Below are 25,182 nucleotides of genomic sequence, written 5' to 3' on the forward strand. Positions count from 1 at the left end.
GGACGCGCGACACTAGGGGACGACCAGGCCGGCGGAGCGGGCGACGATCGCGGCCTGGGTCCGCGAGGCCAGGTTGAGCTTGGCCAGGACCCGAGAGACGTGGGTCTTCGCGGTCGCCTCGGAGATCACCAGCTCGCCGGCGAGTTGCGCGTTGGACAGGCCGCGGCCGAGCGCGGCGAGCACCTCCCGTTCCCGCTCGGTGAGTTCGGCCAGGCCGGGCACCTCCTCGACCGTCTCGGCCGGCCGGGCCCGGGTGAACTCGGTGAGGATGCGGCGGGTCACTTCGGGGGCCAGGATGCCGTCGCCGGCGGCGACCCGGCGGACCGCGTCGATCAGGGCGGCCGGCTCGACCGACTTGAGCAGGAAGCCCGCGGCGCCGGCCCGGAGCGCTCCGAACACGTACTCGTCGAGATCGAACGTCGTCAGCACCATCACCTGGGCCAGCCGCTCGGAGACGATCGCCCGAGTCGCGGCGATCCCGTCGGTGCCGGGCATCCGGATGTCCATCAAGATCACGTCCGGCCGGTACGCCCTCGCCTGTCGGACCGCCGCGTCGCCGTCGGCCGCCTCGCCGACCACCTCGATGTCGCCGGCGCCGGCCAGGATCAGACCCAGGCCGGTCCGGATCGCACCATGATCATCGGCGATGACGACCCTGATCGACGGCTCATGTTGATCATGATCGGACACGCTCGCCTCCCGGGATGATGGCCTCGATCAGCCAGGTGCCGTGATCGGTCGGCCCGGCCGACAGCCTGCCACCCAACGCGGCGGTACGGTCACGCAGGGCGGCCAGCCCGTGCCCCGCGGACAGCGCAGGATGGATCGCCGCCCCCGAGCCCGCGGTGTTCTCGACCCGGACCACCAACGGGTCCGCGCCGTCGATGGTCAGCTCGACCGTCGAGCCGGGGGCGTGCTTCGCCGCGTTCACCAGGGCCTCGGCGATGATCCGGTACGCCGTCTGGTCGACCGCCGCCGGCACCGTCGCCGCGTCGCCGGCGAACCTGATCCGCAGCCCGTTGTCCTCGGCCTGCTTGACCAGTTCCGAGATCCGGTCCAGCCGGGGCGGCGCCGCGACCGGTTCGTCCGGATCGGTCTCGTTGCGCAGCAACATGATCATGGACCGCATCTCGGCCAACCCGGCCAGGCTCGACTCGCGGACCGACTCGAGGGTTTTCCGGTCCGCGCCGGCATCGGCGGGCCGGGCCAGCGCCGCCCCGGCCTGCAGCGCGGTGGCCGAGAGATGGGAGGCGATCACGTCGTGCAGGTCGCGGGCCATCGACGCCCGCTCGGCCTGCACCGCCCGCTGCCGGTCCAGCTCGCCGACCCGGATCAGGTCGTCGGCCCGCCGCCGTTCCAGCTCGACCCGCTCGGCGGCGAGCCGGGCCAGTTCCTCCTTCTGACGCAGGTCGCGGGCCCACCACAGCGGGACCACGAGGAACGCCGTCAACTGCAGCGCGGCGGCGATCCCGGTCCGCAGATCGGCGAGCACCGCAATCAGAACGAGCACCGTGACGAACGCGACGGCGACCGACACGGCGATCACCCGCCGGCCAGTGGGCCGGCCGATCCGGAACGCCGTGAACAGCAGATCGAAGATCACCAGCAGCACGCCCGGGCTGCCGCCGATCGTGAAGTCGGCGAGGACGGCGACCGTACCCACGCCGAGCGCGATCATCGGATGCCGCCGGCTGAACGCGATGGCGATGCAGCCGACCGTGAGCGGGACCACATGCCACCACGGATCGAACCGCGGCCAGCCGGTGCCCGTCCAGACCCCGCCGAGGCCGAGCGCGAGCAGGCCGAGGCCGGCCAGCCAGATGACGAGCGGCGACCAGCGCGGATCGCCCTCGACCGAGAAGAACCGCTCCAGCCAGCGCCGCACAGCCGAAACTGCCCCCTCGGTCGAAGCTGTCGGTGTCACGCCACCATCTCAGCACAGCGGCCGGCGGGAACCCATCCATCGAAGGATGTATCGGCGACCGGGGCAAGTGTCCTCCTTCGGCCGACGACGGAACGGCGCCGCCCGGGCAGGCTGATGATCATGACGCTCTGGCTCGCCGGTTCCCTCGCGGTGCTCGCACTGATCGACTCCACCAGCTTCGGCACCCTGCTGATCCCGATCTGGCTGCTGCTCGGCTCCGAGCGGCCGCGGGTGGGCCGGATGTTGATCTATCTCGGTACGGTCACCGGGTTCTACTTCGCGCTCGGCATGATCATCTCCTTCGGTGCGTACGCCTTCATGGACCAGATCCAGGCCGCGCTCGCCACCCAGGCAGCCTCGGTCGTCCAGCTGCTGCTCGGCGTCGGGCTGTTCCTGCTCAGTTTCGCGCTCGACCCGAATCGCCGGGCCAAGCGGGCCGACGGCGAGCCGGGCAAGATCGCGCGGTGGCGGCAGCGGGCGATGGGCGACGCGTCCGGTGGCGGCTCGATCCCTGCCCTGATGGGGCTGGCGCTCGGTGCCGCGGCGATCGAGGCGGCCAGCATGCTGCCGTACCTCGGAGCGATCGGCTTGATCACCACCTCCGGGCTTGATCTTGCCGGCCGCGGCCTGTCGATCGCCGGTTACTGCGTGATCATGATCCTGCCGGCCCTGGTCTTCCTGGTGCTGCGGCTGGTCGCGCACCGCAAGGTCGAGCCGCTGCTGCAGAAGATCAACGGCTGGCTGACCAAGAACGCGGCCGGCGCCACCTCGTGGATCGTCGCCATCGTGGGCTTCCTGATCGCCCGGGACGCGCTCTGGCGGCTCGGCGGGATCGAATGGGTGGTCGACCAGATCGGCCGGATCACCTGACTGTCAGTGGGTGGTCGTAGGTTCCGGCCATGGAACTGTGGAGACGGGAGGCCTACCATGACAGCTATGACGGCGCCGGCGACCCCCATCGGACTGCCCTACGGACGCGCCCTGACGCGGGACGACCTGGCGGCGATGCCCGATGACGGCCACCGCTACGAACTCATCGACGGGACGCTGATCGTGACACCGGCGCCCGGATACGACCACCAGTCGGGCGTCATCGAACTGCTGGTCATGCTGCGGGCCGTGTGCCCGGTCGAGTTCAAGGTCATGATCGCGCCCTTCGACGTGGTGTTCGGCAAGAAGACCGTGCTGCAGCCCGACCTGCTGGTCGCCCGGCGGACTGACTTCACGGCTCGCGACCTGCCCAAGGTGCCGGTCCTCGCGGTGGAGATCCTCAGCCCGAGCACCCGGCACATCGACCTCGGCCTCAAGCGTTCCCGCTACGAGGCGGCCGGCTGCCCGTCCTACTGGGTGATCGATCCGTCGGTCCCGTCGATCATGGCCTGGGAACTCACCGATGGAAAGTACGAGCTCGTCGGCGAGGTCAAGGGCGAGGAGCCGTTGCGGCTGTCCGATCCGTACCCGGTCGAGATCGTCCCGGCCCGCCTGCTCGACGGCTGACCCGGACTCAGGCGAGCGGCAGTTGGCGCCGCCCGATCTCGGGACGCTCGGCGGCCAGTTGCGCATAGCCGGGCGCGATCCCGCCCGCGACATACTCCTTCGGATAGGGCCATTCGCCCCGCTCCAGTGCGTCCGCCTGCGGCACCCCGGAGGACGCGAGCCGCTGCAGCTCGCCGGCCACCGCGGCGACCCGGCCGCGCTGCTCGAACACGTACGCCCGATCCAGCGGCTCGCCGTGCCCCGGCACCGCGCGGCTGGTCTCGGTCATCAGCCCGACCAGCCCGTCCAGCGTGGCCGGCCACTCGTGCGGGAAGCTGTCCGAGCCCCAGGACGGCGGCGCGGCCGACTCGATCAGATCGCCGGCGAAGATCAGTTCGGCGTCCGGCACCACGACGAGCAGGTCGCCGGCGGTGTGCCCGCGACCCAGATGGGCGACCTCGACCCGGCGCCCGCCGAGATCGATCCCGGCGGCTACGGCCAGTTCACGGCCGGCCGGCGGCACGCCCTCCGGCAGTTCGGCGTGGACCGACTCGTGGGCGATCGTCGTCACGTCGGCGAACGCGGCCAGCCCTCCCGCGTGGTCATAGTGCGCGTGGGTCACCACGACGGTGGTCAGTGGCACCGAGGTCACCGCGGCGATCGAGTCGCGGATCAGCCGGCCGTGCTCGGCGTTGCTGCCGCAGTCGACCAGCAGACAGCCGTCGTCGCCGGCGATCAGGCCGAGATTCGCCGCTTCCGGTTCGGCCACCGCCACCCAGATCCGCGGCGCCAACTCCCGCCAGGGCCCGATCGACCCGGTGCTGATCGTCCCAGGCCCGCTCGTGCCGTCCGGCTCCCCAACGCTCACCGGGCTAGACTGGCACTCCCCAGCCGTGAGTGCCAAACTGCGGCCAACAGCGAAGGAGGCGTGATGGACGACCGCAAGCTCGACGTGTTGCGCGCGATCGTGACCGACTACGTCTCCAGCCAGGAGCCGGTCGGTTCGAAGGCCCTGGTCGAACGGCACAACCTGCGGGTCTCCCCGGCGACCGTGCGCAACGACATGGCGTCGCTGGAGGAGGAGGGCTACATCACCCAGCCGCACACCAGCGCCGGCCGGATCCCGACCGACAAGGGCTACCGCCTGTTCGTCGACCGGCTGGGCACGGTCAAGCCGCTGTCGGTGGCCGAGCGGCGCGCGATCCAGACGTTCCTGTCCGGCGCGCTCGACCTCGACGATGTGATCTTGCGCACCGTGCGGCTGCTGGCCCAGGTGACCCAGCAGGTCGCGATCGTCCAGTACCCGACGATGAGCAGCGCCACCGTCCGGCACATCGAGGTGGTGTCGCTGAACCCGGGCCGGATCCTGCTGATCCTGATCACCTCGACCGGCCGGGTCGAGCAGCGCTCCTTCGAGGTGCCCGCGTACGACGAGGACACGCTGGCCGACCTGCGTGCCCACCTCAACGCCGCCGCCGACGGCCAGCCCACCGCCGCCGCGGCGACCCGGCTGAGCGAGCTCGCCGGCCGGCTGCCGGCCGAGCTGGACCCGATCGCGCCGTCGGCGATCGCGGCCCTGCTCGAGATGCTGGGTACGGAGACGAGCACCCGCCTGGTCGTCGGCGGGGTGCCGAACCTGACCCGCTTCGGGGACGACTTCGAGACGACCGTGAAGCCGGTGCTGGAGGCGCTGGAGGAGCAGGTGGTGCTGCTCAAGCTGCTCGGCGAGGCCACCACCGCCGACGCCGTCACGGTCCGGATCGGGCAGGAGAATCCGTACAAGGAACTGCGGACCACCTCCGTCGTCTCTTCCGGGTACGGTGGAACGGACGACCCCTGGGCCGCGCTCGGGGTCGTCGGCCCGACCCGCATGGACTATCCCTCGACCATGGCTTCGGTGCGTGCCGTGGCCCGCTATGTCGGCCGTTTTCTCTCCGAAGGATGACCCCGATTCCCGCCGATGCCCGACTCCTCTTGAAGGACGCCAGTGCCCAAGATGACTGAGGACTATTACGAGATCCTCGGCGTGCCGCGCGATGCCACGCCCGAACAGATCAAGAAGGCCTACCGCCAGCAGGCCCGGAAGCTGCATCCCGACGTGGCCCAGGAGCCGGACGCCGCGGACCGCTTCAAGAAGGTCGCCGAGGCGTACGAGGTGCTGCGGGACGAGCAGAAGCGTGATCTGTACGACCGCGGCGGCGACCCGCTCGGCGGCGGGATGGGCGGCTTCAACGGGTTCGGCGGCTTCAACGGCGGCGCGCAGGGCTTCGACTTCACCAACCTGGTCGACGCGATGTTCGGCGGCCAGCAGACCCGCGGGCCGCGGTCCCGGGTGCGGCGCGGCCAGGACGCGGTGGTCCGGCTGGATCTGGATCTCGCCGAGGCGGCGTTCGGCGCCACCAAGCCGGTCCGGGTCGACACCGCCGTACTCTGCCCGCGGTGCAACGGCAGCGGCGCCTCCGAAGGCTCCCAGCCGGTCCGGTGCTCGACCTGTCACGGCCAGGGCGACGTGACGCACGTGCAGCGGTCCTTCCTGGGCGACATCCGGACCACCCAGCCGTGCCCGACCTGCCGCGGCTACGGCACCGTCATCCCGAACCCGTGTGTCGAGTGCAACGGCGAGGGCCGGGTCCGGCACAGCCGCACCATCGAGGTCAAGGTGCCGGCCGGCGTCGACACCGGAATCCGGGTCAAGCTGTCCTCGCAGGGCGAGGTCGGCCCCGGCGGCGGCCCGGCCGGCGACCTGTACGTGGCGCTGAACGTGCAGCCGCACGACGTCTTCAAGCGGGTGAACGACGACCTCGAGGTGGTCCTGAAGATCCCGATGACGGCGGCCGCGCTGGGCACCGAGGTCGAGGTGACGACGCTCGAGGCCGATCTGCCCGACGCCGACCCGGCCGACACCAAGGTCACCCTGGCGGTCCCGGCCGGCACCCAGTCCGGCACCCGGATCACGGTCGAGGGTAAGGGTGCGCCGCGGCTCCGCGGCAACGGCCGCGGCGAGTTGGGCGTGACGCTGCTGGTGCAGACCCCGACCAAGCTGGACGACAGCCAGCGCGAACTGTTGCGGCAGCTGGCCGAGGCCCGCAACGAGTCGCGGCCGGAGGGCACCGTGCAGCGGCACAGCAAGGGCGTCTTCGGCCGGATCCGCGACGCGTTCGTGGGTCAGTGACCGCTCCGATCTTCTGGCTGACCGAGCTCGCTGATCCGCTGCCGCCGCCCGGGACGGTGCTGGACCTGACCGGTCCGGAGGGCCACCATGCCGCCGTCGTCCGCCGGATCCGTACCGGCGAGACGGTCCGGCTCGGCGACGGCCGCGGCCGCGCGGTCGCCGGCGTGGTCGTCGCCGCGAACAAGCAGGGACTGCGGGTCGAAGTCACCGAACACCTTCCGGTACGGACTCCGGGGCCGCTGCGCTATGTCGCCGCCCAGGCGCCGGCCAAGGGCGACCGGTCCGAACTGGCCGTCGAACTGCTGACCGAGGCCGGCATCGACGAGATCGTGCCCTGGCAGGCCTCCCGGGCCGTGGTCCGCTGGTCCGCCGAGCGGGCGGTGAAGGCGCGGGCGCGCTGGATCGGCACCGCGAGCGAGGCGGCGAAGCAGTCCCGCCGGCTGACCGTGCCGGAGGTGACCGAACCCGTGTCGACCGCCGGGCTGATCGAGTTGATCAAGGAAGCGGCGCTGACGCTGGTGCTGCACGAGGAGGCGACCACCCCGCTGGCCGCGGTGGCGCTGCCGGACTCCGGCCGGATCATGATCATCGTCGGTCCGGAGGGCGGGATCGCGCCGGACGAACTGGCGGCGTTCACCGAGGCCGGCGGCCGGCCGGTGCTGCTCGGCGAGAACGTCCTGCGGGCCTCGACGGCCGGTGTCGTCGCCCTGGCCGGGCTGAGGCTGCGATGACCGGGTACGGCTTCATGATCAACTCCGAGCTGCCGGGCTGCCGCGGCCGGACCGGCGTGATCAGCACGCCGCACGGGCCGATCGAGACCCCGGCGTTCATCGCCGTCGGCACCAAGGCCACCGTGAAGGCGGTGCTGCCCGAGTCGATGGCCGAGCTGGGCGCGCAGGCCCTGCTGGCGAACGCGTACCACCTCTATCTGCAGCCGGGCGCCGACATCATCGACGAGGCGGGCGGGCTGGGCCGGTTCATGAACTGGCCCGGGCCGACGTTCACCGACAGCGGCGGCTTCCAGGTGATGAGCCTCGGTGTCGGGTTCAAGAAGGTGCTCGCGATGGACACGGCCGGGCTCGGCGACGACGACGTGATCGCCGAGGGCAAGACCCGGCTGGCTCACGTCGACGAGGACGGCGTGACGTTCACCTCGCACCTGAACGGCTCCCGGCACCGGTTCACGCCGGAGATCTCGATGCAGATCCAGCACCAGCTCGGCGCGGACATCATCTTCGCGTTCGACGAGTTGACCACGCTGATGAACACGAGGGCGTACCAGGAACGGTCGGTGGACCGGACCCAGCGCTGGGCCGAACGCTGCCTGACCGAGCATCTCCGGCTGACGGCCGAGCGGACGCACCGTCCGTACCAGGCGCTGTTCGGGGTGGTCCAGGGCGCCCAGTACGAGGATCTGCGGCGGCAGGCGGCTCGTGATCTTGCCGCGCTGCGGCGCCCGGACGCGACCGGAGTCGATCATGGTTTCGACGGGTACGGCATCGGCGGCGCGCTGGAGAAGGAGCGGCTCGGCGAGATCGTCGGCTGGGTGACCGACGAACTGCCCGACGACAAGCCGCGGCACCTGCTCGGGATCGCCGAGCCGGACGACTTCTTCGTCGCCATCGAGAACGGTGCTGACACGTTCGACTGCGTGAACCCGTCCCGGGTGGCCCGCAACGCGGCCGTCTACTCCCGCGACGGTCGGTTCAACGTCAACACCGCGCGGAACCGGCGGGCGTTCACGCCGATCGACGACGAGTGCGACTGCTACACCTGCGCGCACTACACGAGGGCCTACCTGCACCACCTGTTCAAGGCGGGGGAGATGCTCGCCTCGACCCTGTGCACGATCCACAACGAACGCTTCATCGTGTCGCTGGTGGACCGGATCCGGGCCAGCATCGCCGACGGCAGCTACGCCGACTTCAAGATCAACTTCCTGAAGCGGTACTACCCGGCCCGTTGATCATCAGGAGCCCGGCCGGCCGCAGCAGCCCTTCGGTTCCCGGGTCAGCTTGCCGGTCGGCGCGAGTTCGTCGGCCAGCTTGTTCAAGATCACCGACTGCAGCTTGTAGCTCGGCGGCGACACGTAGTCCCAGCGCACCAGCTGGCCGGCCTCGACCGCCGGCAGCTTCGCGAACGACGGCTTGTCCTTGATGATCTGCTCCGGCTTGCTCGCCTGCGACCGGGTGTCCCACATGATCACGTCGAGGGCGTACTTGTCGGCGTTCTCCCAGCTCAGGTACTCCCAGAACTCGCCGTTGTTGGGGTTCTCCGGCTCGACCAGGTCAAGCCCGAGGCTTGCGTAGTAGGCGAGATCGGCGTTGTCTTTCGGTACGGCGATGTACATCATCTGCGGGTCCAGGGCGACCGCCGCGATCCGTACGTCGGGCTTGCTGGTGGCCCAGTCCCGGAGCCGGTTGGATGCGGACTCGAAGGCCGCCTTGTCCTGGCTGATCTCCGGCGAGCCGAGGTCGGCCCCGAGCGAGGCGGCCAGCTCGGCGTACCGGGCGATCGTCTTGTCCAGCATCGCGCCCTTGCCGTGGTTGATCTTGACCATCGGCGCGATCTCGGCCATCTTCTTCTCTTCGTCGGTGAGCTCGGCCTCGGGCGACCAGGTGCCGTAGACGATCAGGTCCGGCGCCAGCGAAGCGAGCTTCTCGATGTCGGCCTGGCCGTACTCCTCGCCGAGGTTGGTCACCGCCGCCGGATCCACGTTGCCGGACTGAGGATTGGGCTTGCCGTCGACCGGCGACAGCGGACCGAACGTGCCGACCGCCTTGATGCCGAGGTCCCACAGGGCGCCGGCCGAGCTGGTGTGGGCGACGATCCGCTGGGGCACCTCGGGTGCCGTGACGGTCTCGCCGCGGTCGTCGACGAAGGTCCAGCCCTGCTGGGTCTCGGCCGCGGGCGGCGTGGTGGAGGCGCAAGCGGCGCCGGCGAGTACGAGCAGAGCGGCCAGGCAGGCCAGCACGGACCGGATCGGTCGAGCCACGAGAAGTCCCCCTTGGTTAGGTCAGGCTTACTTTATAGCCTGCGGTGGCGTTGCGGACAGAACGAGGTCTGCCATCCGGACAGCGTGCGTGTCACACTGTGCCCGGGGTCTTACGAGGAGGGCGGACCGGGGACGTGATGGAGAGCTACTTCGCGGATGCGCGGAAGAAGCCGCTGTTCGGCTGGATCGTCGCGGGTGAGGTGATCGGTGGTCTCGGGCTGCTGTGTACGGTGATCTTCGCGGTGCTCGCCTTCACCTGGGTACGTGAGCAATCGGGGTACGTCGGCGCCAGTGTGATCATCACCAGACTCTTTCCCTTCCATCTGGTGCTGACCTCCTCGCTCGCCTGCCTTCTCATCGGTATCGGCGTGGTCTGGGTGATTGCCGCCCATCTGGTCCGGGCGTTTCTGCTGCAACGCCCCGAGGCAACACCATCCTCGTAGGCTGGGCCGGTGCCCACCCTGGAGTTCCCGGAGCTCGCCGATGACGTGATCCGGCTGCGTGCCTGGCGCGACGCCGACGCCGATGATCAACTTGCCGGGCTCACCGACCCGCTGTTCGTACGGCATTCAGACGTGCCGCCGCTCGACCGGGACAAGATCATCCGGCGGATTGCGGGCCTGGACCGGCTCCGCGAGGATGGCTCCGCGATCTATTTCGCGATCGTCGCCGCCAACGACGACACCGAGGTGCTCGGCGAGGTGTCGCTGAGCGACCTCGACGGCGGCACCGGGCGCGGCAGCGTCGGCTACTGGCTGCTGAGCGCGGCCAGGGGTCGCGGCGCCGCGACCCGCGCGGTCCGGCTGCTGGCCGGCTGGGCGTTCACCGCGCTGGGTCTGGCCCGGCTCGAGCTGACCTGCGGACCGGACAATCCCGGTTCGCAGCGGGTGGCGCTGCGCAGCGGGTTCCGGCAGGAGGGCTTGCTTCGGTCGCACCAGCCCTTCAAGGGCGGCCGGCGGGACAGCCTGATCTTCGGCCTGCTCCCGGCCGATCTCGCCGCCACCGCACCCTGAACCCGTCGCCTACGCGCCCTGAGCCTGTCGAAGGGCCTCGGTGATCAACCCTCGAAGCAGACGGTCCCGGACCTGATCACGGTGCGCGGCCGGTTCTGGTCACACAGCACCTCGGGATCGGTGAAGACGTCGCCGGTCAGTACCAGCAGGTCGCCGACGCAGCCGGCCCGGATCCGACCAAGATCATCGCGCTGGATCAGGTCGGCGTTGACGGCGGTGGCCGAGCGCAGCGTGTTCGGCCAGCCGTCGGCCTCGGCCTGCAGCCGCAACCCGTTCAGTTGATCATCCTGCAGGTCGCCCATCAGGTCGGAGCCGAAGCCGATCGCGACGCCGGCGTCGCGGGCGATCTTGATCGAGTCTCGGCCCGCGTCGAGTACCTCCCGGTTCTTCCGCCGGGCGAACTCCGGCATGCCGACCGCGGCGCCGCGGTCCTCGTTGGCCCGGTAGGCCGCCAGGGTCGGCACCAGGTAGGCGCCGTGCTCGGCCATGATCGCGGCGGACTCGGCGTCGAGCAGGTTGCCGTGCTCGATGCTCCGACAACCGGCCCGGACCGAGTGGATGATCGCCTCCGGCGAATAGGCGTGCACGGCGACGTACGAGCCGCGCCGAGCGGCCTCTTCGGTGGCGGCGCGCACCTCCTCCGCCGAGTACTGCGGCACCCGGAGCGGGTCGGTGGGCGAGACCACGCCGCCCGAGGTCATCAGCTTGATCGCATGGGCGCCGCGCCGGAACCGGTCGCGGACCACGCGCCGGATCTCGTCCACGCCGTCGACGACCTCGCACATCTGGTGTCCGTGCGAACACCCGACGCTGTCCGGACCGCGGCTGTCGCCGTGCCCGCCGGTCTGGCTCAGCGCGGCACCGGTGTAGAGGTAGCGCGGCGACCAGTACAGTCCCTCGACTCCGGCCCGGGCGAACGCCGGGTCGCCGCCCGCGACGTCGCGGACCGTGGTGAACCCGCGGGCCAGAGCCGCGGTCAGCCGGCGGGCGGCCTTGACGCCGAGGTAGCTGCCCGGGATCCGGTCCGCCAGTTCGCCGGTCAGGTCGATGGCGAACGCGTGCAGGTGCGCGTCGATCAGTCCGGGCAGCACCGTGGCTCCGGCGGCGTCGATCGCCCGGCTGGAGCCGGTCACGCCCGGGCCCACCTCGACGATGCGGCCGGCCTCGATTCGCACCCCGCCCGCGTAGGGTTCCTCGGCGATCCCGTCGAAGATCATCCCGTTGATCACGGTGAGATCGGCGTCGGCGATCACGGCATGGTCGGTCCGCAGACCGAACCGGCGACTGCTCTCCATCCGGACAGCGTAGTAGCGTGAAGCGATCGCGACCGCCCGTTCATGATCAACTCCGGATCGCCGAGGAGACCAGCATGATGACCACCCGCCCGGAACTGATCGGCGACTTCGGCATGGTGGCGAGCACGCACTGGCTCGCCTCCGCCGCCGGGATGAGCGTCCTGGAACGGGGCGGCAATGCGGCCGACGCCGCCGTCGCGGCGGGGTTCGTGCTGCAGATCGTCGAACCGCACCTGAACGGCCCCGGCGGCGAGGTGCCGATCCTGGTCTGGTCCGAGAGCGAACGGAACCTGAAGGTGATCAGCGGCCAGGGCGTCGCTCCGGAGGCCGCCACGATCGAGACGATCACCGGCCTGGGTCTGGAGTTGATGCCCGGGACGGGGCTGCTGCCGGCGACCGTGCCCGGCTCGTTCGGCGCCTGGCTGCGGCTGCTCCGGCAGTGGGGCACCTGGTCGGTCGCGGACATCCTCGAGCCGGCGATCACCCTGGCCCGCAAGGGAAGTCCGGTGCTGTCCCGGGTCGAGGCGACGGTGGCCGGGGTGGCCGACCTGTTCCGTACCGAGTGGCCGAGTTCGGCCGAGGTCTGGCTGCCCGGCGATGCGCCGCCGGCCGCCGGCAGCCGGTTCCGCAACCCGGCCCTCGCCGACACCTACGCCCGGATCGCCCGCGAGTCGGAGCAGGCCGGCGGCACCCGGGACCAGCGGATCCAGGCCGCCCACGACGCCTGGTACGCCGGCTTCGTCGCCGAGGCGATCGACGCGTTCTGCCGTACCGCGGAGGTCCTGGATACCAGCGGCGAACGGCACCGCGGCCTGCTCACCGGTGCAGACCTGGCCCGGTGGCAGCCGCCGGTCGAGGACCCGGTCATGATCGACTACGGCCGCTACCGGGTCGCGAAGACCGGGCCGTGGGGTCAGGGTCCGGTGATGCTGCAGCAGTTGGCCTTGCTGCAGGCCGCCGGGATCGCCGACGTCGAGCCGGGCTCGGCCGACTGGGTGCACCTGATCACCGAGGCGAGCAAGCTGGCCTACGCCGATCGCGAGGCCTGGTACGGCGATCCGGACTTCACCGACGTGCCGCTGGACGACCTGCTCAGCCCCGAGTACGCGAAGCAGCGCGCCACCCTGCTCGGCGACACCTCCTCACCCGACCTGCGGCCCGGCAGTCCCGGCGGTCGCGAGCCGACGTTGCCGCGCTATCCGGGTGATCATGAAGCCGACCCGGCTGCCGGATCCGGCGAGCCGACCCTGCGCGGCGACACCTGCCACCTCGACGTCGTCGACGCGAACGGGATGATGATCTCCGCGACCCCGAGCGGCGGCTGGCTGCAGTCCTCGCCGGTGATCCCCGGCCTCGGCTTCTGCCTCGGCACCCGCGGCCAGATGTTCTGGCTGCAGGACGGCCTGCCGAACTCGCTCCGCCCCGGTGCCCGGCCGCGGACCACGCTCACCCCGTCCTACGCCTTCCGCGACGGCGATCCCTGGCTCGCCTTCGGCACGCCCGGCGGCGATTTCCAAGATCAGTGGTCGCTGCACTTCCTGCTCGACCTGATCCACCGCGGAATGAATCTGCAGCAGGCCATCGACGCCCCGGACTTCCACACACTCGCCGTCCCGAACTCCTTCTATCCGCGCGACATTCACCCGAGGCACCTGGTGATCGAAGATCGTTTCGGGCCGGACGTGATCACCGAACTGCGGCGCCGCGGCCATCTGGTCGAGGTCGGCGACGGCTGGTCCCTCGGCCGGATCTCCGCGGTGGCCCGGGACGGCGGCTGGCTCAAGGCGGGCGCGAACCCCCGCGGAGCCCAGGGCTACGCGGTCGGGCGGTGACCGGCGGTCAGCGGGCCTGCGCGATGTCGTTCGCGATCCGGTCGACGATGCCCCGGGTCTGACTGACGTCCGTGCCTGAGGCGATCACCTGCTCGAAGTAGCCGCGGCCCCCGATGTGCAGGTGCAGGATCGACACCCGCATGTCGGCGAGGTTGCCGGCGACCTCCTGGTCGTTGTTGATCACGTCCGTGAACCGGACATCCAGATTGTTCAGATAGGCCTGGATGTTCGACTTGAGTTGCCAGAGTTCCTGATAGTTGGGCCCGAGCTCCATGCGGCGGGTCCGGATGAACAGGCAGGTCATCATCGGCTCCGATCAGGGGGAATGGTGGGGACGCCGCGACCCTAACCCGGCCCGGCCGTCCGGCGGCAGTGCCATTCGGCCCGATCTTCCCCAAAGTGCCGTGTGACATTACACTGACGGCATGGTGCAGCAGACGGTGGAGAGCAAGCCTTGGCGCGGGGTTCAGGTGGCGGCGGCGTTGCCGTTCACGGACGACCTGACGATCGATGTCGACGCGTACGCGGAGCACGTCAGATTCCTGGCTGACAACGGGTGTGACGGGATCTGCCCGAACGGGTCACTCGGTGAGTATCAGACGCTGACCGACGAGGAACGGGCGCTGGTCGTCGCGACGGCGATCGAGGCGGCGCCGGAGGGGTTCTCGGTGATGCCGGGCGTCGGCGCGTACGGGGCGCTGCAGTCCCGGCGCTGGGCGGAGCACGCGGCCGAGGCCGGCGCGGGGTCGGTGCTGTTGCTGCCGCCGAACACGTACCGGGCCGACGAGGCGACCGTGGTCGAGCACTACCGCGAGGTGGCCAAGGCCGGGTTGCCGATCGTCGCCTACAACAACCCGTACGACACCAAGGTCGACCTGACGCCGCCGCTGCTGGCCCGGCTGTTCGGCGAAGGCCTGATCGTCGGCGTGAAGGAGTTCACCGGCGACGTCCGCCGGGCCTACCGGATCGCCGAACTCGCGCCCGGCCTGGACGTGATCATCGGCACCGACGACGTCCTGCTCGAGCTCGGCATCGCGGGCGCGGTCGGCTGGATCGCCGGACTGCCCAACGCCATGCCGGCGATCAGCGTCGAGCTCTATCGGCTGGCCACGTCGGGACGCCCCGATGATCTTGCCGAGGCGCTGCCGCTCTACCGCGACCTGCACGCACTGCTGCGCTGGGACGCGACGACCGAGTTCGTCCAGGCGATCAAGCTCATGATGGACGTCGCCGGCCGCAAGGGCGGTGCCTGCCGGCCGCCCCGGTTGGCCCTGCCCGACGACTCGGCGAAGGAGATCACCGGCGAGGTGGAACGCCTGCTGGCCAAGGGATTGCGCTGATGCGTTCGCAGCGCGTCTTCCACGCGGTCGACTCGCACACGGAGGGGATGCCGACCCGGGTGATCACCGGCGGGATCGGCGTGATCCCCGGTGCGACGATGGCCGAGCGGCGGCGCTGGTTCGCCGAGAACCAAGATCACATCCGGACCCTGTTGATGTACGAGCCGCGTGGGCACGCCGCCATGAGTGGGGCGATCCTGCAACCTCCGACCAGGCCGGACGCCGATTACGGGGTGTTGTTCATCGAGGTGTCCGGCCTGCTGCCGATGTGCGGGCACGGCACGATCGGCGTGGCCACGGTGCTGGTCGAGACCGGGATGGTCGAGGTCGTCGAGCCGGTCACGGTGATCAACCTGGACACCCCGGCCGGCCTGGTCCGGGCCGAGGTCGCGGTACGAGACGGCGCCGCGACCGCGGTGACGCTGCGCAACGTCGAATCCTTCGCGTACGCGCTGGACCAGAAGCTCGACGTCCCGGGATACGGCAGCGTCGGCTACGACCTGGCCTTCGGCGGGAACTTCTATGCCATCGTCGAGCTGGCCGAGCTCGGGCTCCCGTACGACCGCGCGGCCGGCGGCGAGTTGATCAAGGCCGGACTGGCGATCATGGACGCGATCAACGAGGCGGACCGACCGGTGCACCCGGAGCGGCCCGACATCGCCGGCTGTCATCACGTCTATCTCGCCGCGCCCGGCTCGGACGCCCGGCACTCCCGGCACGCGATGGCGATCCATCCCGGCTGGTTCGACCGCTCCCCGTGCGGCACCGGGACCAGTGCCCGGATGGCGCAGCTGCACGCGCGCGGCGAACTGGCGCTGGACACCGACTTCGTCAATGAGTCGTTCATCGGCACCCGGTTCGTCGGCCGCCTGATCGACACGGCCACGGTCGACGGCCGGCCGGCGGTGGTCCCGACGATCACCGGCCGGGCCTGGATCACCGGCACCGCGCAGTACTTCCTCGACCCGACCGACCCGTTCCCGGCGGGATTCCTGCTGTGAGTCGATCATGAGCAGCACGCTGCGTCGGGTGCGCCGGGAGAACCTGCGGGACTCGGTGAAGCGGGCGATCCGGTCGGCGATCATCTCCGGCGAGATGGAGCCGGGCCGGGTGTACTCGGCGCCGACGCTGGGCGAGACGTTCGGCGTCTCGCCGACCCCGGTCCGCGAGGCGATGCTCGACCTGGTCCGGGAAGGTCTGGTGATCTCCCTTCCCAACAAGGGATTCCGGGTCACCGAGGTGTCCGAGTCCGACCTCGACGACGTCGCCCAACTGCGCCTGCTGATCGAGCCGCCGACGGTCCGGCAGGTCGCGGGGACGATCGACGCCGCGGGCATCGAGCGGCTCCGCGAGCAGGCCGGCAAGATCGTCGAGGCGGCGAAGTCCGGTGACCTGATCGAATATGTCGCCTGCGATCTGGACTTCCATCTTGGCCTGCTGGAGCACGCCGGCAACCGGCTGCTGCTCGACGTCGTGGCCGATCTCAGGGCCAAGACCCGGCTGCTCGGGCTGACGCCGCTGCTGGAGTCCGGCCGGCTGGTCGAGTCGGCCGAGGAGCATCTGGTGATCATGGACCTGGTCGAGGCGGGCCGGGGCGACGAAGCGGAGGCGTACCTGCGCCGCCACATCGGGCACGTCCGCGGGCTCTGGGCCGCTCAGCCGGAGGCGTGATCAGCGATGCCGCACCCGGACCTGGTGATCATCGGAGCCGGGGTGGTCGGCGCGTCGTGTGCCTACTTCGCCACCCTGGCAGGGCTGCGTACGGTCGTCGTGGACCGGGCCGGCGTCGCCGGCGGCACATCCAGCGCGGGGGAGGGCAACCTGCTGGTGTCGGACAAGGAGCCGGGCCCGGAGCTGGAGCTCGCGCAGTACGCCCAGCGGCTGTGGCGGCAGGACCTCGCCGAGCACGCGAGCCGCTGGGAGTTCGAGGCGAAGGGCGGCCTCGTGGTCGCCCCCTCCACAGCCGCGCTGGCCGGCCTGCGCGGGCTGGCCGCGCGCCAACGCGCGGCCGGCGTGCTCGCCGATGATCTTGGTCCGGACGAGCTGCGCGACTACGAGCCGGAGCTGGCCACCGGGCTGGCCGGGGGAGCCTTCTATCCCGAGGACGCGCAGGTGCAGCCGATGCTCGCGGCCGCCCAGCTGCTCCGGTTGGCCCGGGACCGGGGTGCGGAGTTGCGCGCGGCGGAGGTGACCGGCTTTCTCCGCTCCGGCGACACCGTGAGCGGCGTCCGTACCGCCGACGGCGCCGACATCCCGGCCGGACGGGTGATCAACGCGGCCGGCACCTGGGCCGGCGAGGTCGCCGGTCTGGCCGGGGTCGCGCTGCCGGTGTTGCCGCGTCGCGGTTTCATCCTGGTCACGGAGCCGGTCGGGACGTTGATCCGGCACAAGGTCTACAGCGCCGACTACGTGGACAACGTGGCCAGCTCCGACGCGATGCTGCAGACGTCCCCGGTGATCGAGGGGACGCCGAGCGGGACCGTGCTGATCGGCTCCTCCCGGGAACGGGTCGGTTTCGATCATGAGGTCCGGCCCGAGGTGCTGGGCCTGCTGGCCCGGCAGGCGATCGAACTGTTCCCGGTGCTGGCCGGGGTGCGGGTGTTGCGGCACTACCACGGGTTCCGGCCCTACTGCCCGGACCATCTGCCGGTGATCGGCGCCGACCCGCGGGCACCCGGGCTGCTGCACGGCTGCGGCCACGAGGGCGCCGGGATCGGGCTGTCGGTGGCCACCGGCGCCCTGCTGACCCAGCTGATCACCGGCGACCCGCCGGGAGTCGACCCGGCACCGTTCGCGCCCGAACGGTTCCAGCCCGCCGGAGTTGATCATGGCTGAGCAGCCGTACCTGATCAAGGTCGACGGCGCCGACATCCCGGCCGGGCCGGACCAGACCGTGGCCGCGGCGCTGATCGCGGCCGACCTCGTCTGGTGGCGGCGGACCAGGCGGTACGGCAGGCCGCGTGGGCTGTTCTGCGGCATCGGGGCCTGTTTCGACTGCTTGGTCCGGATCGACGGCGGGCCGCCGGTCCGCGCCTGCCTGACCCCGGCCCGGAACGGCATGATCATCGACACCGACCGCGGCGGGGAGGGGTCCCCGTGACCGCCTCCGAACGGTTCGCCGCGGTCGTCGTCGGCGCCGGCCCGGCCGGTCTGACCGCCGCCGTCCAACTCGCCGAAGCCGGGATTCGGATCGCGCTCGTCGATGCCGGGCCGCGCCCGGGCGGCCAGTTCTGGCGGCACGCCGAGGAGTCCGGAACCCGCGGCCAGCACGACCGGCCCGCGCTCCGCCGGCTGTTGCGTGAGCTCGCGACGCACCGGTCGGCGGGCCTGGTCGACTACCGGCCCGGCCGCGAGATCTATCTGATCACCGGCGGACCGGGCGAGCGGCGGGTGGAACTGCGACCGACCGCTGCCGTCGTCCCGTCGGAGGGCGAGTCCGTGATCGCGGAACGGCTGCTGCTCTGTCCCGGCGGCCATGATCGACAACTGCCGCTGCCCGGCTGGGACCTGCCCGGGGTGGTCGCGGCCGGTGGCGCGCAGGCGCTGCTCAAGGGACAGCGGACCCTGGTGGGACGACGGGTCATCGTGGCCGGGACCGGCCCGTTCCTGCTCCCGGTGGCGGTCGGCCTGGCCCGGGCCGGCGCGACGGTGTTGGGCATCTGCGAGGCCAACCACCCCGGCCGCTGGCTGCGCTCAGCTGCTGCGGTCGCCGGAGCGCCCGGCAAGCTCGTCGAGGGCGCCGGTTACGCGGCCGGGCTGGCCCGGCATCGGATCCCTTACCGGAGCAGGACGATCGTCGGCGAGATCCGCGGCGACGACCGGGTCCGCTCGGTCCGGCTGGACCGGCTGGACCGAGCCGGGAACAGGGTCCGCACCGGGATCGCCGAGCTCGCGGTGGACACCGTCGCCCTCGGCTGGGGCTTCACCCCGTCGCTCGAGTTGATCATGATGGTCGGCGCGGCCACCGGACTCGGCGTCGACGGTTCCTTGATCACGGAGGTCGACGACAGGCAGCGGACCAGCCAGCCTGACGTCTGGGTGGCCGGCGAGGCGACCGGGGTGGGCGGCGCCGCACTGGCCCGGGCCGAGGCAGAGCTCGCGGCCGGCGGTGTGCTCGATGATCTTGGTCGCGGCTCAGGTGCCGACATCAGGACCGCGCGGAGGGCGAACCGGCTGCGGGCGTTCGCCGCGGCGATGCACCGGGCCCACCCGGTGCCGGCCGGCTGGCCGGACTGGTGCACCCCGGACACCCTGCTGTGCCGCTGCGAGGAGGTGACGCTGGCCGAGGCGGAGCGCGCCACGAGCGAACTCGCAGCCCGCTCCGCCCGCCAGCTCAAGCTGTTCACCCGGTGCGGGATGGGCTGGTGCCAGGGCCGGATCTGCGGACCCAACGTCGCCCGGCTGGCCCGCCGGGCCGGCGAAGATCACGACGACGCCGATGATCTTCGCGCGATGGCGAAGCGGACGCTCGCCGTACCCGTACCGCTGGGCGAATTGGCCCGGCTCAGTGACCCCGGTCGCCGACCCCGCTGATCTCGTTCGGCACCTGCGGCAGCTCCACCGAGTCGACCACCTTGTTCCCGGGCAGGTAGATCACGTGCACCGTCGAGGTGGCCGGATCGGTGACCCAGGCGGTGTCGTCCTCGACCAGCAGCGTCGGCCGCGGATCCTGCCAGTCGACCGGCTCCCGCCACGGTTCGATGATCTTGATCTGCTTGGTGATCTTGCCGGTGTCCGGGTCGATCACATGGAGTCGTCCGTCGGTGCCGAGCACCAGCGCCTCACCGTTCGGGCCGCGGCCGAGCGAGCGGAAGGTGTAGCTGGTGCCGAGCTCGACCAGGCGCAGCTTGCCGGTCTCGGTGTCGATCAGGCTGATCCGGGTCGGCTCCTCGAGCTCGGCGTCCGGGTCGGTCTTGTAGTCGCCGAGTACGACATCGGACCGGTGCGATCCGGCCTGGTTGCCGATCCGGCCGTACTCGTCCGGGCTGTCGATCTTGACGAACTTGCCGTCCTTCCAGAGCAGGACGCCGTCGGTGCAGCCGGCCAGCACGGTGCCGTTCGCGGCCGTCGCCTCGCCGTGCAGGTCGGGGCAGTCGTCGCTGGTCGCGACCTCCTTCAGTGAGGAGTCCAGCACCTGCGCACCGGTCCGGCCCTCCTCGGTGCCGACGCTGACGAACAGACCGCCGTCCGGCAGCGGCACGGCGACGCCGTGGTGCGGTGCCGGTGCTGTCCAGGTGGGCTCGCCGGGCGGCGTGGTGATCTTGGCCGGATCGAGCACCTGGACGGTGCCGGCGCCGTCGCTGAACAGGGCCACCTTGGCGGCGTGCCGGACGACGTGCCCGGGTTCGGGCGCCGGGTACGTGATGTCGGTGAGCGTCGCCTCGCCGGCAAAGAAATGATCATGGTCTCCGTGGCCCTTGACCTCGACCCCGGTGTCCAGCACCCGGAACCCGTCGGGCGTGGAGACGAGCAGGTGCCGGCGGTCGCCGGCCGGGTTGAGCCGGAGGAAGCCCGGCAGCTTCAGGTCCGCCACGGGTTCCAGCGTGTCGCGGTCCAGCACGAGGATCCCACCGTTGTAGCTCACCGAGATCCGCGGCCCGGTCACCTCGGGACGCTCGGTGCCGGCACCGCTCGGGGCGGCGGGTTCGCTCGGCGTGGCGCAGCCGGCGACGGCGAGCAGCGTCGCGGCCAGGGCGGCGGTCAGCGTCGCGCGTACCTTTCTCATGACGACCTCACTTCGGTACTGAAAATCATTGTCATTATGAAGAGAGCCTAACCCGGACCCCCGCGGGTCGGCGAGTCGGGTCCGGTCGCTGGGCGGGCCCGGGCTCGCGTGGCAGGCTGTGCCCATGAGTTCGTACGACGAGGAAATGCCCGACCAGTCCGAGCAGCTCGATCAGCGCCAGCCGGAGGACACGCTCGACGACCGCGGCGTCGAGGACGTACTCGATGAGGGCTATTCGCCGCCGGAGCGGTGGCGGAACCTCGACGAGGACTCGACCCTCGACGAGCGACTCGACGCCGAGGAGCCCGAGGAGGCTGACGATGACGGCGAGTATCTCGACGACGGCGAGGTCGGCGGGTTGCGGGCCGGGCGGCTGGTGGACCCGAACGGCGGCATCGGCGAGGACGACGAGTCGGCGATGATCGGCGAGGACGTCGGGATCGACGGTGCCGGGGCCAGTGCGGAGGAGGCGGCCGTGCACGTCGTCCCGGACGAGACCGAGGACGAATGACGCGACGCCGTCCGGCGCGATGAGTGACGAGACGGAACAGGACGTCGCGCGGCGGTTGGCCCGTGGCGACGGCGGTCTCGACCCGGCCGGGCAGGTGGCCGCCGTCAATGCGCGGACCGGTGCCGGGCTGACCCTGCTCGGCAAGGCCGCTCACGGGGACTCGGGCGGCGCCCTCTTTGTCAGGTGGCCGGACGGGCGGCCCGGGGTGCTGACCCGGTCACCGGCCTCGCTCGAGCGGGTCCGGCAGACCGCGGACGTGCTGGCCGCGCTGCGGGCGGACGGCCTGCCGGTGCCGCGGCACGACCTGATCGTGGAGCTCGGCGGCGGAGTGGTCGCGATCGTTCAGGAGCGGCTGCCGGGCCGGCCCGCGGCGCGGCTGGACGCGGCGGCGATCGATGCGATGGTCGAGATCAACGAGCGGTTCGCCGGCCTGCTCGCCGGCCGGGCGGACGTCCCGGTGCCGGAGCTGGGCATCCGCGAGGAGTGCTGGGATCCGCGGGCGGTCGCGCTGCTCCGCGAGCATGGGCCGCGCGCCCGCCGGATGCTCGACCGGATCCGCGAGGTGGGCGTGTCGGCTCCGCTCCGGATCGACGGCGATGACGTCCTGCATCCCGGCCTCACCCTGGGCAACGTGCTGTACGAAGCATGCCGGGTCACCGGCGTGGTCGACTGGAACTGGGGCGTGGAACGCGGCGACCGCCGCTTCGCGCTGGTCCGGATCTACATCGACCTCTACTGGAGCCTCGTCTATCCCGGTGCCGTCGAGCCGTCCGCCTGGGAACGTCTGGACACCGTCGTCGAGACCCTGATCGAGCCGGATCTGCTGCGCGCCTACTGGGCCGCGGTGACCCTCGGCCAGCTGAGCTACTGGAGCTTGGAAGGCCGCAGCGAGGCCGTCGACCTCTTCCTCCGCCTCGGCGAATCCCGCCTCACGCCCTAACCCCACCGCCGCCGAGTCCGCCCCAATGCGTCGAGTGTGAGGTTTCGTACGTGTGAAATCGATTTCGAGCGGTCGCAACCTCACACTCGACGAGCCGGGACTGCCGGCGGTCCCTTTTGGGGGTGTCGGGTCAGTGGTGGTCGGCCGGGACCCGGCGCGGCGCCGGAGCTCGCCGGGTGCGCTCGTGGCGGACCAGCCAGGCGAGGGTGACGAGGCCGGCGAGCAGGGCCAGGCAGGTCCGCAGCACGGCAGTGGGCTCGGTGACCGACGTCCCGACGCCGACCAGGCCGACGACCACGAGCACGGTGGCGAGCACGGCGACCAGGCCGCGGATCAACTCTGTCGGGCTCACCATTCCACAAGCATGCACTATATTTTTCGGCATGCCAAACTTTGCCGTCCGGTCTGCCTTATTGGCGATGGTCGTGCTTGCCCTGATCACGGCCGGATGCCGGGTGGCTCCGGGACGGGCCGACTCCGGCAAACCCTTGGTGCTGACGACGTTCACGGTGATCGCCGACATGGCTCGGCAGGTCGGCGGGGAGTTCGTCCAGGTCGAGTCGATCGTGAAGCCGGGCGCCGAGATCCACGGCTACGACCCGACGCCGAGCGATCTGCGCCGGGTCGCCGATGCCGACCTGGTCCTGAACAACGGGTTCGGCCTGGAGAAGTGGTTCGAGCAGTTCATGACCGGGGTCGACGCGCCACGGGTCACCCTGTCCGACGGGGTGCAGCCGATCCCGATCCGCAGCGGCGACTCGTCCGGACACCCCAACCCGCACGCCTGGATGTCGCCCACGGCCGCGCTGACCTACGTCACCGGCATCGAGCGGGCGCTGTCGGACCTGGTGCCCGAACACCGGGCCGACTTCGCCGCGGCTGCGGAGTCGTACCGCAGCGAGATCCGCAGGCTCGGCGACGAACTGACCGCGACACTTGCGACGGTGCCCGAGGAGCAACGCGCGCTGGTCACCTGCGAGGGTGCGTTCTCCTATCTGGCCAGGGATGCCGGGCTGTCCGAGCGCTACCTGTGGGCGGTGAACGCCGAGGCCGACCCGACCCCGCAGGACGTGGCCGCCGTGGTCGACTTCGTCGAACAGCAGCGGGTGCCGGCCGTGTTCTGCGAATCGACCGTGTCCGACGCGGCCCAGCGGCAGGTCGCGGCTCAGTCGGGTGCCCGGTTCGGCGGCGTCCTGTACGTCGACTCGCTGTCCGAGCCGGACGGGCCGGTGCCGACCTACCTGGACCTGCTGCGGCACGACCTGACCACGATCGCGGCCGGCCTCGGCGGCGCCCGTCCGGGGGCGGGGCGATGACGCTGACCTCGCAGCCCGACGTGCCGGCGCTCCGGGTGCTCGGCCTGACCGTCGCCTACGACCGGACGTTGGCGGTCGACCGGGCCGATGTGGAGCTGGAGCCCGACCGGGTCTACGGCCTGGTCGGCGCGAACGGCTCCGGCAAGTCCTCCTTCTTCGGCGCGGTGATGGGCCGGTTGCCGCAGCCGCCGGGCACCGTGGAGATCTTCGGGCTGCCCGGCCGGTCGGCCCGAGAACGGTCCCTGGTCGCGTTCCTGCCGCAGGCGGACGGGCTGGCGGCGGATCTGCCGTGGAGCGTGGCCGAGGTGGTCGCCACCGGACGGTACGGCCGGCTCGGCCCGACCCGGCGGCCCAGGGCAGCGGACCGGCAGGCCGTCGGCGACGCGCTGCACCGGGTCGGGTTGCCGGAGCTGGCCCGGCGGCCGATCGGTGAGTTGTCCGGCGGGCAGCGGAAACGGGTGCTGATCGCCCGGGCGATCGCCCAGCAGGCCCGGCTGATCATCCTCGACGAGCCGTTCGCCGGGGTGGACGAGACGGCCACGGCCGCGATCAGCGGCGTACTCCGGGACCTGGCCGACTCCGGCGTCACGATCCTGCTGGCCAGTCACGACCTGGACGGGCTGGTCGGCCTCTGCGACGAGGTGCTGCTGTGGAACCGCCGGGTGATCAGGCGTGGCGAGCCGGCCGAGATGATCAAGCCGGAGGCCCTGCTGGACGTGTTCGGCCTGACCGCGGGTGGACCGACCGCCGGTGAGCGGGAGCGACGATGAACCTGTGGGAGCTGTTGATCACCCCGCTCGGGTACGACTTCATGCTGCACGCCATGATCACCACGGTGGTGGCGAGCGTGGTCTGCGCGCTGCTCAGCTGCTGGCTGATCATGGCCGGCTGGTCACTGATGGGCGACGCGGTGTCCCATGCGGTGCTGCCCGGCGTGGTGCTGGCCTACATCGGCGGCTTCCCGTACGTGGTCGGCGCGTTGATCTTCGGCCTCGGTGCGGTGATGTTGATCGGCGTGGTCCGGCAACAGACCCGGGTCCGGGAGGATGCCGCGATCGGCATCGTCTTCACCACCCTGTTCGCCGTCGGCATGATCATGATCTCGGTCACGCCGAGCCAGACCGACCTGAACCACATCCTGTTCGGCAGCGTGCTCGGTCTCGGTCTCGGCGACGTGATCCAGGTCGGCCTGGTGGCGGTCGTCGCGGCCGCCTGGATGATCATCAAGCGCCGGGACCTCACCCTCTACGTCTTCGATCCCGGCCACGCCCACACCATCGGGCTGCGGCCGGGCCGGATGCGCTGGTCGTTGCTGATCGCGCTCGCGCTGACCGTGGTGGTGGCCATCCAGGCCGTCGGCGTGATCATGGTCGTGGCGATGCTGATCACTCCCGGCGCGGCCGCCTTCTGCCTCACCCGCCGGTTCGGCACAATGCTGGTCCTGGCCCCGGCGATCGCCGCCGGCTGCGCGCTGGTCGGGCTCTACCTGAGCTACTACCTCGACCTGTCGCCCGGCGGCGCCGTCGTGGCCTGCCAGGGCGCGGCGTTCGCCGTCGCCGCGGTGGCCGGCGGAGTGCGGCGCCGGCTCGCGACCAGGCCGGCCGCGGTGCCGGCACTACACTGAGTCCGATGATGAGGTGGGT

28 protein-coding genes are annotated in these 25,182 nt (G+C 71.2%); 20 read left to right on the forward strand and 8 right to left on the reverse strand.

Annotation, left to right across the window (positions count from 1 at the left end; all coding sequences use genetic code 11):
- Positions 1 to 12: 12 nt before the first annotated feature.
- Entirely contained in the window at positions 13 to 690 is a 678-nt protein-coding gene (locus tag BKA15_RS29120) for a response regulator (protein ID WP_179756945.1), read from the reverse strand.
- A complete protein-coding gene (locus BKA15_RS37060; protein ID WP_179756947.1) occupies positions 677 to 1,924 on the reverse strand; it encodes a sensor histidine kinase in 1,248 nt (415 codons plus the stop codon). The genes BKA15_RS29120 and BKA15_RS37060 overlap by 14 nt, the downstream gene beginning before the upstream one ends.
- A gap of 114 nt (positions 1,925 to 2,038) precedes the next feature.
- Here BKA15_RS37060 and BKA15_RS29130 point away from each other — a divergent pair, with 114 nt between their 5' ends.
- Together BKA15_RS29130 and BKA15_RS29135 are read left to right on the forward strand one after the other, a co-directional pair.
- Positions 2,039 to 2,794 (forward strand): GAP family protein, encoded by a 756-nt coding sequence (locus BKA15_RS29130; protein ID WP_246322444.1) that lies wholly within the window; start codon positions 2,039 to 2,041, stop codon positions 2,792 to 2,794.
- 66 nt (positions 2,795 to 2,860) lie between these two features.
- A complete protein-coding gene (locus tag BKA15_RS29135; RefSeq protein WP_218871620.1) occupies positions 2,861 to 3,421 on the forward strand; it encodes a Uma2 family endonuclease in 561 nt (186 codons plus the stop codon).
- Between the two features lie 7 nt (positions 3,422 to 3,428).
- Here BKA15_RS29135 and BKA15_RS29140 read toward each other — a convergent pair whose 3' ends face one another.
- Positions 3,429 to 4,268, reverse strand: coding sequence for an MBL fold metallo-hydrolase (locus BKA15_RS29140; protein WP_179756951.1), 840 nt, complete (start codon positions 4,266 to 4,268; stop codon positions 3,429 to 3,431).
- Positions 4,269 to 4,328: 60 nt separating this feature from the next.
- Between BKA15_RS29140 and hrcA the strand changes: the two genes are divergently transcribed.
- The 4 genes from hrcA to tgt are packed head-to-tail and all read left to right on the forward strand — an operon-like array spanning position 4,329 to position 8,538.
- A complete protein-coding gene (hrcA, locus tag BKA15_RS29145; protein WP_179756953.1) occupies positions 4,329 to 5,345 on the forward strand; it encodes a heat-inducible transcriptional repressor HrcA in 1,017 nt (338 codons plus the stop codon).
- Positions 5,346 to 5,396: 51 nt separating this feature from the next.
- Positions 5,397 to 6,572, forward strand: coding sequence for a molecular chaperone DnaJ (gene dnaJ, locus BKA15_RS29150; RefSeq protein ID WP_179756955.1), 1,176 nt, complete (start codon positions 5,397 to 5,399; stop codon positions 6,570 to 6,572).
- A complete protein-coding gene (locus BKA15_RS29155) occupies positions 6,569 to 7,303 on the forward strand; it encodes a 16S rRNA (uracil(1498)-N(3))-methyltransferase (RefSeq protein WP_179756957.1) in 735 nt (244 codons plus the stop codon). Before dnaJ ends, BKA15_RS29155 begins: the two co-directional genes overlap by 4 nt.
- Positions 7,300 to 8,538, forward strand: a complete 1,239-nt coding sequence (tgt, locus tag BKA15_RS29160; RefSeq protein ID WP_179756959.1) for a tRNA guanosine(34) transglycosylase Tgt — start codon at positions 7,300 to 7,302, stop codon at positions 8,536 to 8,538. Before BKA15_RS29155 ends, tgt begins: the two co-directional genes overlap by 4 nt.
- A gap of 3 nt (positions 8,539 to 8,541) precedes the next feature.
- Here tgt and BKA15_RS29165 read toward each other — a convergent pair whose 3' ends face one another.
- Positions 8,542 to 9,567: an ABC transporter substrate-binding protein gene (locus BKA15_RS29165; RefSeq protein ID WP_179756961.1), complete on the reverse strand. Its 1,026-nt coding sequence runs from the start codon at positions 9,565 to 9,567 to the stop codon at positions 8,542 to 8,544.
- Between the two features lie 134 nt (positions 9,568 to 9,701).
- Between BKA15_RS29165 and BKA15_RS29170 the strand changes: the two genes are divergently transcribed.
- Positions 9,702 to 10,010, forward strand: a complete 309-nt coding sequence (locus tag BKA15_RS29170) for a hypothetical protein (RefSeq protein ID WP_179756963.1) — start codon at positions 9,702 to 9,704, stop codon at positions 10,008 to 10,010.
- A 9-nt stretch (positions 10,011 to 10,019) separates the two neighbouring features.
- A complete protein-coding gene (locus BKA15_RS29175; protein WP_179756965.1) occupies positions 10,020 to 10,580 on the forward strand; it encodes a GNAT family N-acetyltransferase in 561 nt (186 codons plus the stop codon).
- Positions 10,581 to 10,624: 44 nt separating this feature from the next.
- Here BKA15_RS29175 and BKA15_RS29180 read toward each other — a convergent pair whose 3' ends face one another.
- Positions 10,625 to 11,875 (reverse strand): metal-dependent hydrolase family protein, encoded by a 1,251-nt coding sequence (locus BKA15_RS29180; protein ID WP_246322446.1) that lies wholly within the window; start codon positions 11,873 to 11,875, stop codon positions 10,625 to 10,627.
- Between the two features lie 17 nt (positions 11,876 to 11,892).
- On the opposite strand from BKA15_RS29180, the gene BKA15_RS29185 reads away from it, so the two are divergent.
- On the forward strand, positions 11,893 to 13,707 hold the full coding sequence (locus tag BKA15_RS29185) for a gamma-glutamyltransferase family protein (protein WP_312879503.1): 1,815 nt from the start codon (positions 11,893 to 11,895) through the stop codon (positions 13,705 to 13,707).
- A gap of 7 nt (positions 13,708 to 13,714) precedes the next feature.
- Here the strand turns inward: BKA15_RS29185 and BKA15_RS29190 are convergent, their stop codons facing one another.
- Complete coding sequence (locus BKA15_RS29190; RefSeq protein WP_179756967.1) at positions 13,715 to 13,981, reverse strand: hypothetical protein; 267 nt, start codon at positions 13,979 to 13,981, stop codon at positions 13,715 to 13,717.
- A gap of 151 nt (positions 13,982 to 14,132) precedes the next feature.
- Here BKA15_RS29190 and BKA15_RS29195 point away from each other — a divergent pair, with 151 nt between their 5' ends.
- Genes BKA15_RS29195 through BKA15_RS29220 form a run of 6 tightly spaced genes read left to right on the forward strand, consistent with a single transcriptional unit; the run spans position 14,133 to position 19,580 of the window.
- On the forward strand, positions 14,133 to 15,047 hold the full coding sequence (locus tag BKA15_RS29195) for a dihydrodipicolinate synthase family protein (RefSeq protein ID WP_179756969.1): 915 nt from the start codon (positions 14,133 to 14,135) through the stop codon (positions 15,045 to 15,047).
- Positions 15,047 to 16,048, forward strand: a complete 1,002-nt coding sequence (locus BKA15_RS29200; protein WP_179756971.1) for a proline racemase family protein — start codon at positions 15,047 to 15,049, stop codon at positions 16,046 to 16,048. Before BKA15_RS29195 ends, BKA15_RS29200 begins: the two co-directional genes overlap by 1 nt.
- Before the next feature lie 7 nt (positions 16,049 to 16,055).
- Positions 16,056 to 16,718, forward strand: a complete 663-nt coding sequence (locus BKA15_RS29205; protein WP_179756973.1) for a GntR family transcriptional regulator — start codon at positions 16,056 to 16,058, stop codon at positions 16,716 to 16,718.
- A gap of 6 nt (positions 16,719 to 16,724) precedes the next feature.
- Positions 16,725 to 17,882, forward strand: a complete 1,158-nt coding sequence (locus BKA15_RS29210) for an NAD(P)/FAD-dependent oxidoreductase (RefSeq protein ID WP_179756975.1) — start codon at positions 16,725 to 16,727, stop codon at positions 17,880 to 17,882.
- Positions 17,875 to 18,147, forward strand: coding sequence for a (2Fe-2S)-binding protein (locus BKA15_RS29215; RefSeq protein WP_179756977.1), 273 nt, complete (start codon positions 17,875 to 17,877; stop codon positions 18,145 to 18,147). The genes BKA15_RS29210 and BKA15_RS29215 overlap by 8 nt, the downstream gene beginning before the upstream one ends.
- Positions 18,144 to 19,580, forward strand: coding sequence for an FAD-dependent oxidoreductase (locus BKA15_RS29220; protein WP_179756980.1), 1,437 nt, complete (start codon positions 18,144 to 18,146; stop codon positions 19,578 to 19,580). Before BKA15_RS29215 ends, BKA15_RS29220 begins: the two co-directional genes overlap by 4 nt.
- On the opposite strand, the gene aztD is transcribed toward BKA15_RS29220, so the two are convergent.
- Positions 19,552 to 20,772, reverse strand: a complete 1,221-nt coding sequence (aztD, locus tag BKA15_RS29225) for a zinc metallochaperone AztD (protein ID WP_179756982.1) — start codon at positions 20,770 to 20,772, stop codon at positions 19,552 to 19,554. The two genes, BKA15_RS29220 and aztD, sit on opposite strands and share 29 nt — an antisense overlap.
- Before the next feature lie 124 nt (positions 20,773 to 20,896).
- Here aztD and BKA15_RS29230 point away from each other — a divergent pair, with 124 nt between their 5' ends.
- The gene (locus BKA15_RS29230; RefSeq protein WP_179756984.1) at positions 20,897 to 21,283 is read left to right on the forward strand and encodes a DUF5709 domain-containing protein; all 387 of its coding nucleotides are present in this window, start codon (positions 20,897 to 20,899) and stop codon (positions 21,281 to 21,283) included.
- Between the two features lie 19 nt (positions 21,284 to 21,302).
- On the forward strand, positions 21,303 to 22,223 hold the full coding sequence (locus tag BKA15_RS29235) for a phosphotransferase (protein WP_179756986.1): 921 nt from the start codon (positions 21,303 to 21,305) through the stop codon (positions 22,221 to 22,223).
- A gap of 130 nt (positions 22,224 to 22,353) precedes the next feature.
- Here the strand turns inward: BKA15_RS29235 and BKA15_RS29240 are convergent, their stop codons facing one another.
- Complete coding sequence (locus tag BKA15_RS29240) at positions 22,354 to 22,578, reverse strand: hypothetical protein (protein ID WP_179756988.1); 225 nt, start codon at positions 22,576 to 22,578, stop codon at positions 22,354 to 22,356.
- A gap of 64 nt (positions 22,579 to 22,642) precedes the next feature.
- Here BKA15_RS29240 and BKA15_RS29245 point away from each other — a divergent pair, with 64 nt between their 5' ends.
- Genes BKA15_RS29245 through BKA15_RS29255 form a run of 3 tightly spaced genes read left to right on the forward strand, consistent with a single transcriptional unit; the run spans position 22,643 to position 25,163 of the window.
- On the forward strand, positions 22,643 to 23,539 hold the full coding sequence (locus BKA15_RS29245; RefSeq protein ID WP_179756990.1) for a metal ABC transporter substrate-binding protein: 897 nt from the start codon (positions 22,643 to 22,645) through the stop codon (positions 23,537 to 23,539).
- Positions 23,536 to 24,309, forward strand: coding sequence for a metal ABC transporter ATP-binding protein (locus BKA15_RS29250; RefSeq protein ID WP_218871623.1), 774 nt, complete (start codon positions 23,536 to 23,538; stop codon positions 24,307 to 24,309). The genes BKA15_RS29245 and BKA15_RS29250 overlap by 4 nt, the downstream gene beginning before the upstream one ends.
- A complete protein-coding gene (locus BKA15_RS29255; protein ID WP_179756992.1) occupies positions 24,306 to 25,163 on the forward strand; it encodes a metal ABC transporter permease in 858 nt (285 codons plus the stop codon). Before BKA15_RS29250 ends, BKA15_RS29255 begins: the two co-directional genes overlap by 4 nt.
- Positions 25,164 to 25,182 lie beyond the last annotated feature (19 nt).

Origin of the sequence: Microlunatus parietis, from assembly GCF_013407955.1 — a bacterium.
GTDB lineage: Bacteria > Actinomycetota > Actinomycetes > Propionibacteriales > Propionibacteriaceae > Microlunatus > Microlunatus parietis.

Coding starts and splice junctions, on each gene's coding strand:
- BKA15_RS29200 (WP_179756971.1), top strand. CDS start 15,047: ATGCGTTCGCAGCGCGTCTTCCACGCGGTCGACTCGCACACGGAGGGG.
- BKA15_RS29240 (WP_179756988.1), bottom strand. CDS start 22,578: ATGGTGAGCCCGACAGAGTTGATCCGCGGCCTGGTCGCCGTGCTCGCC.
- BKA15_RS29215 (WP_179756977.1), top strand. CDS start 17,875: ATGGCTGAGCAGCCGTACCTGATCAAGGTCGACGGCGCCGACATCCCG.
- BKA15_RS29210 (WP_179756975.1), top strand. CDS start 16,725: ATGCCGCACCCGGACCTGGTGATCATCGGAGCCGGGGTGGTCGGCGCG.
- BKA15_RS29245 (WP_179756990.1), top strand. CDS start 22,643: ATGGTCGTGCTTGCCCTGATCACGGCCGGATGCCGGGTGGCTCCGGGA.
- BKA15_RS29230 (WP_179756984.1), top strand. CDS start 20,897: ATGAGTTCGTACGACGAGGAAATGCCCGACCAGTCCGAGCAGCTCGAT.
- BKA15_RS29235 (WP_179756986.1), top strand. CDS start 21,303: ATGAGTGACGAGACGGAACAGGACGTCGCGCGGCGGTTGGCCCGTGGC.
- aztD (WP_179756982.1), bottom strand. CDS start 20,772: ATGAGAAAGGTACGCGCGACGCTGACCGCCGCCCTGGCCGCGACGCTG.
- BKA15_RS29205 (WP_179756973.1), top strand. CDS start 16,056: ATGAGCAGCACGCTGCGTCGGGTGCGCCGGGAGAACCTGCGGGACTCG.
- BKA15_RS29180 (WP_246322446.1), bottom strand. CDS start 11,875: ATGGAGAGCAGTCGCCGGTTCGGTCTGCGGACCGACCATGCCGTGATC.
- BKA15_RS29190 (WP_179756967.1), bottom strand. CDS start 13,981: ATGGAGCTCGGGCCCAACTATCAGGAACTCTGGCAACTCAAGTCGAAC.
- BKA15_RS29195 (WP_179756969.1), top strand. CDS start 14,133: ATGGTGCAGCAGACGGTGGAGAGCAAGCCTTGGCGCGGGGTTCAGGTG.
- BKA15_RS29135 (WP_218871620.1), top strand. CDS start 2,861: ATGACGGCGCCGGCGACCCCCATCGGACTGCCCTACGGACGCGCCCTG.
- BKA15_RS29250 (WP_218871623.1), top strand. CDS start 23,536: ATGACGCTGACCTCGCAGCCCGACGTGCCGGCGCTCCGGGTGCTCGGC.
- tgt (WP_179756959.1), top strand. CDS start 7,300: ATGACCGGGTACGGCTTCATGATCAACTCCGAGCTGCCGGGCTGCCGC.
- BKA15_RS29255 (WP_179756992.1), top strand. CDS start 24,306: ATGAACCTGTGGGAGCTGTTGATCACCCCGCTCGGGTACGACTTCATG.
- dnaJ (WP_179756955.1), top strand. CDS start 5,397: ATGACTGAGGACTATTACGAGATCCTCGGCGTGCCGCGCGATGCCACG.
- BKA15_RS29130 (WP_246322444.1), top strand. CDS start 2,039: ATGATCATGACGCTCTGGCTCGCCGGTTCCCTCGCGGTGCTCGCACTG.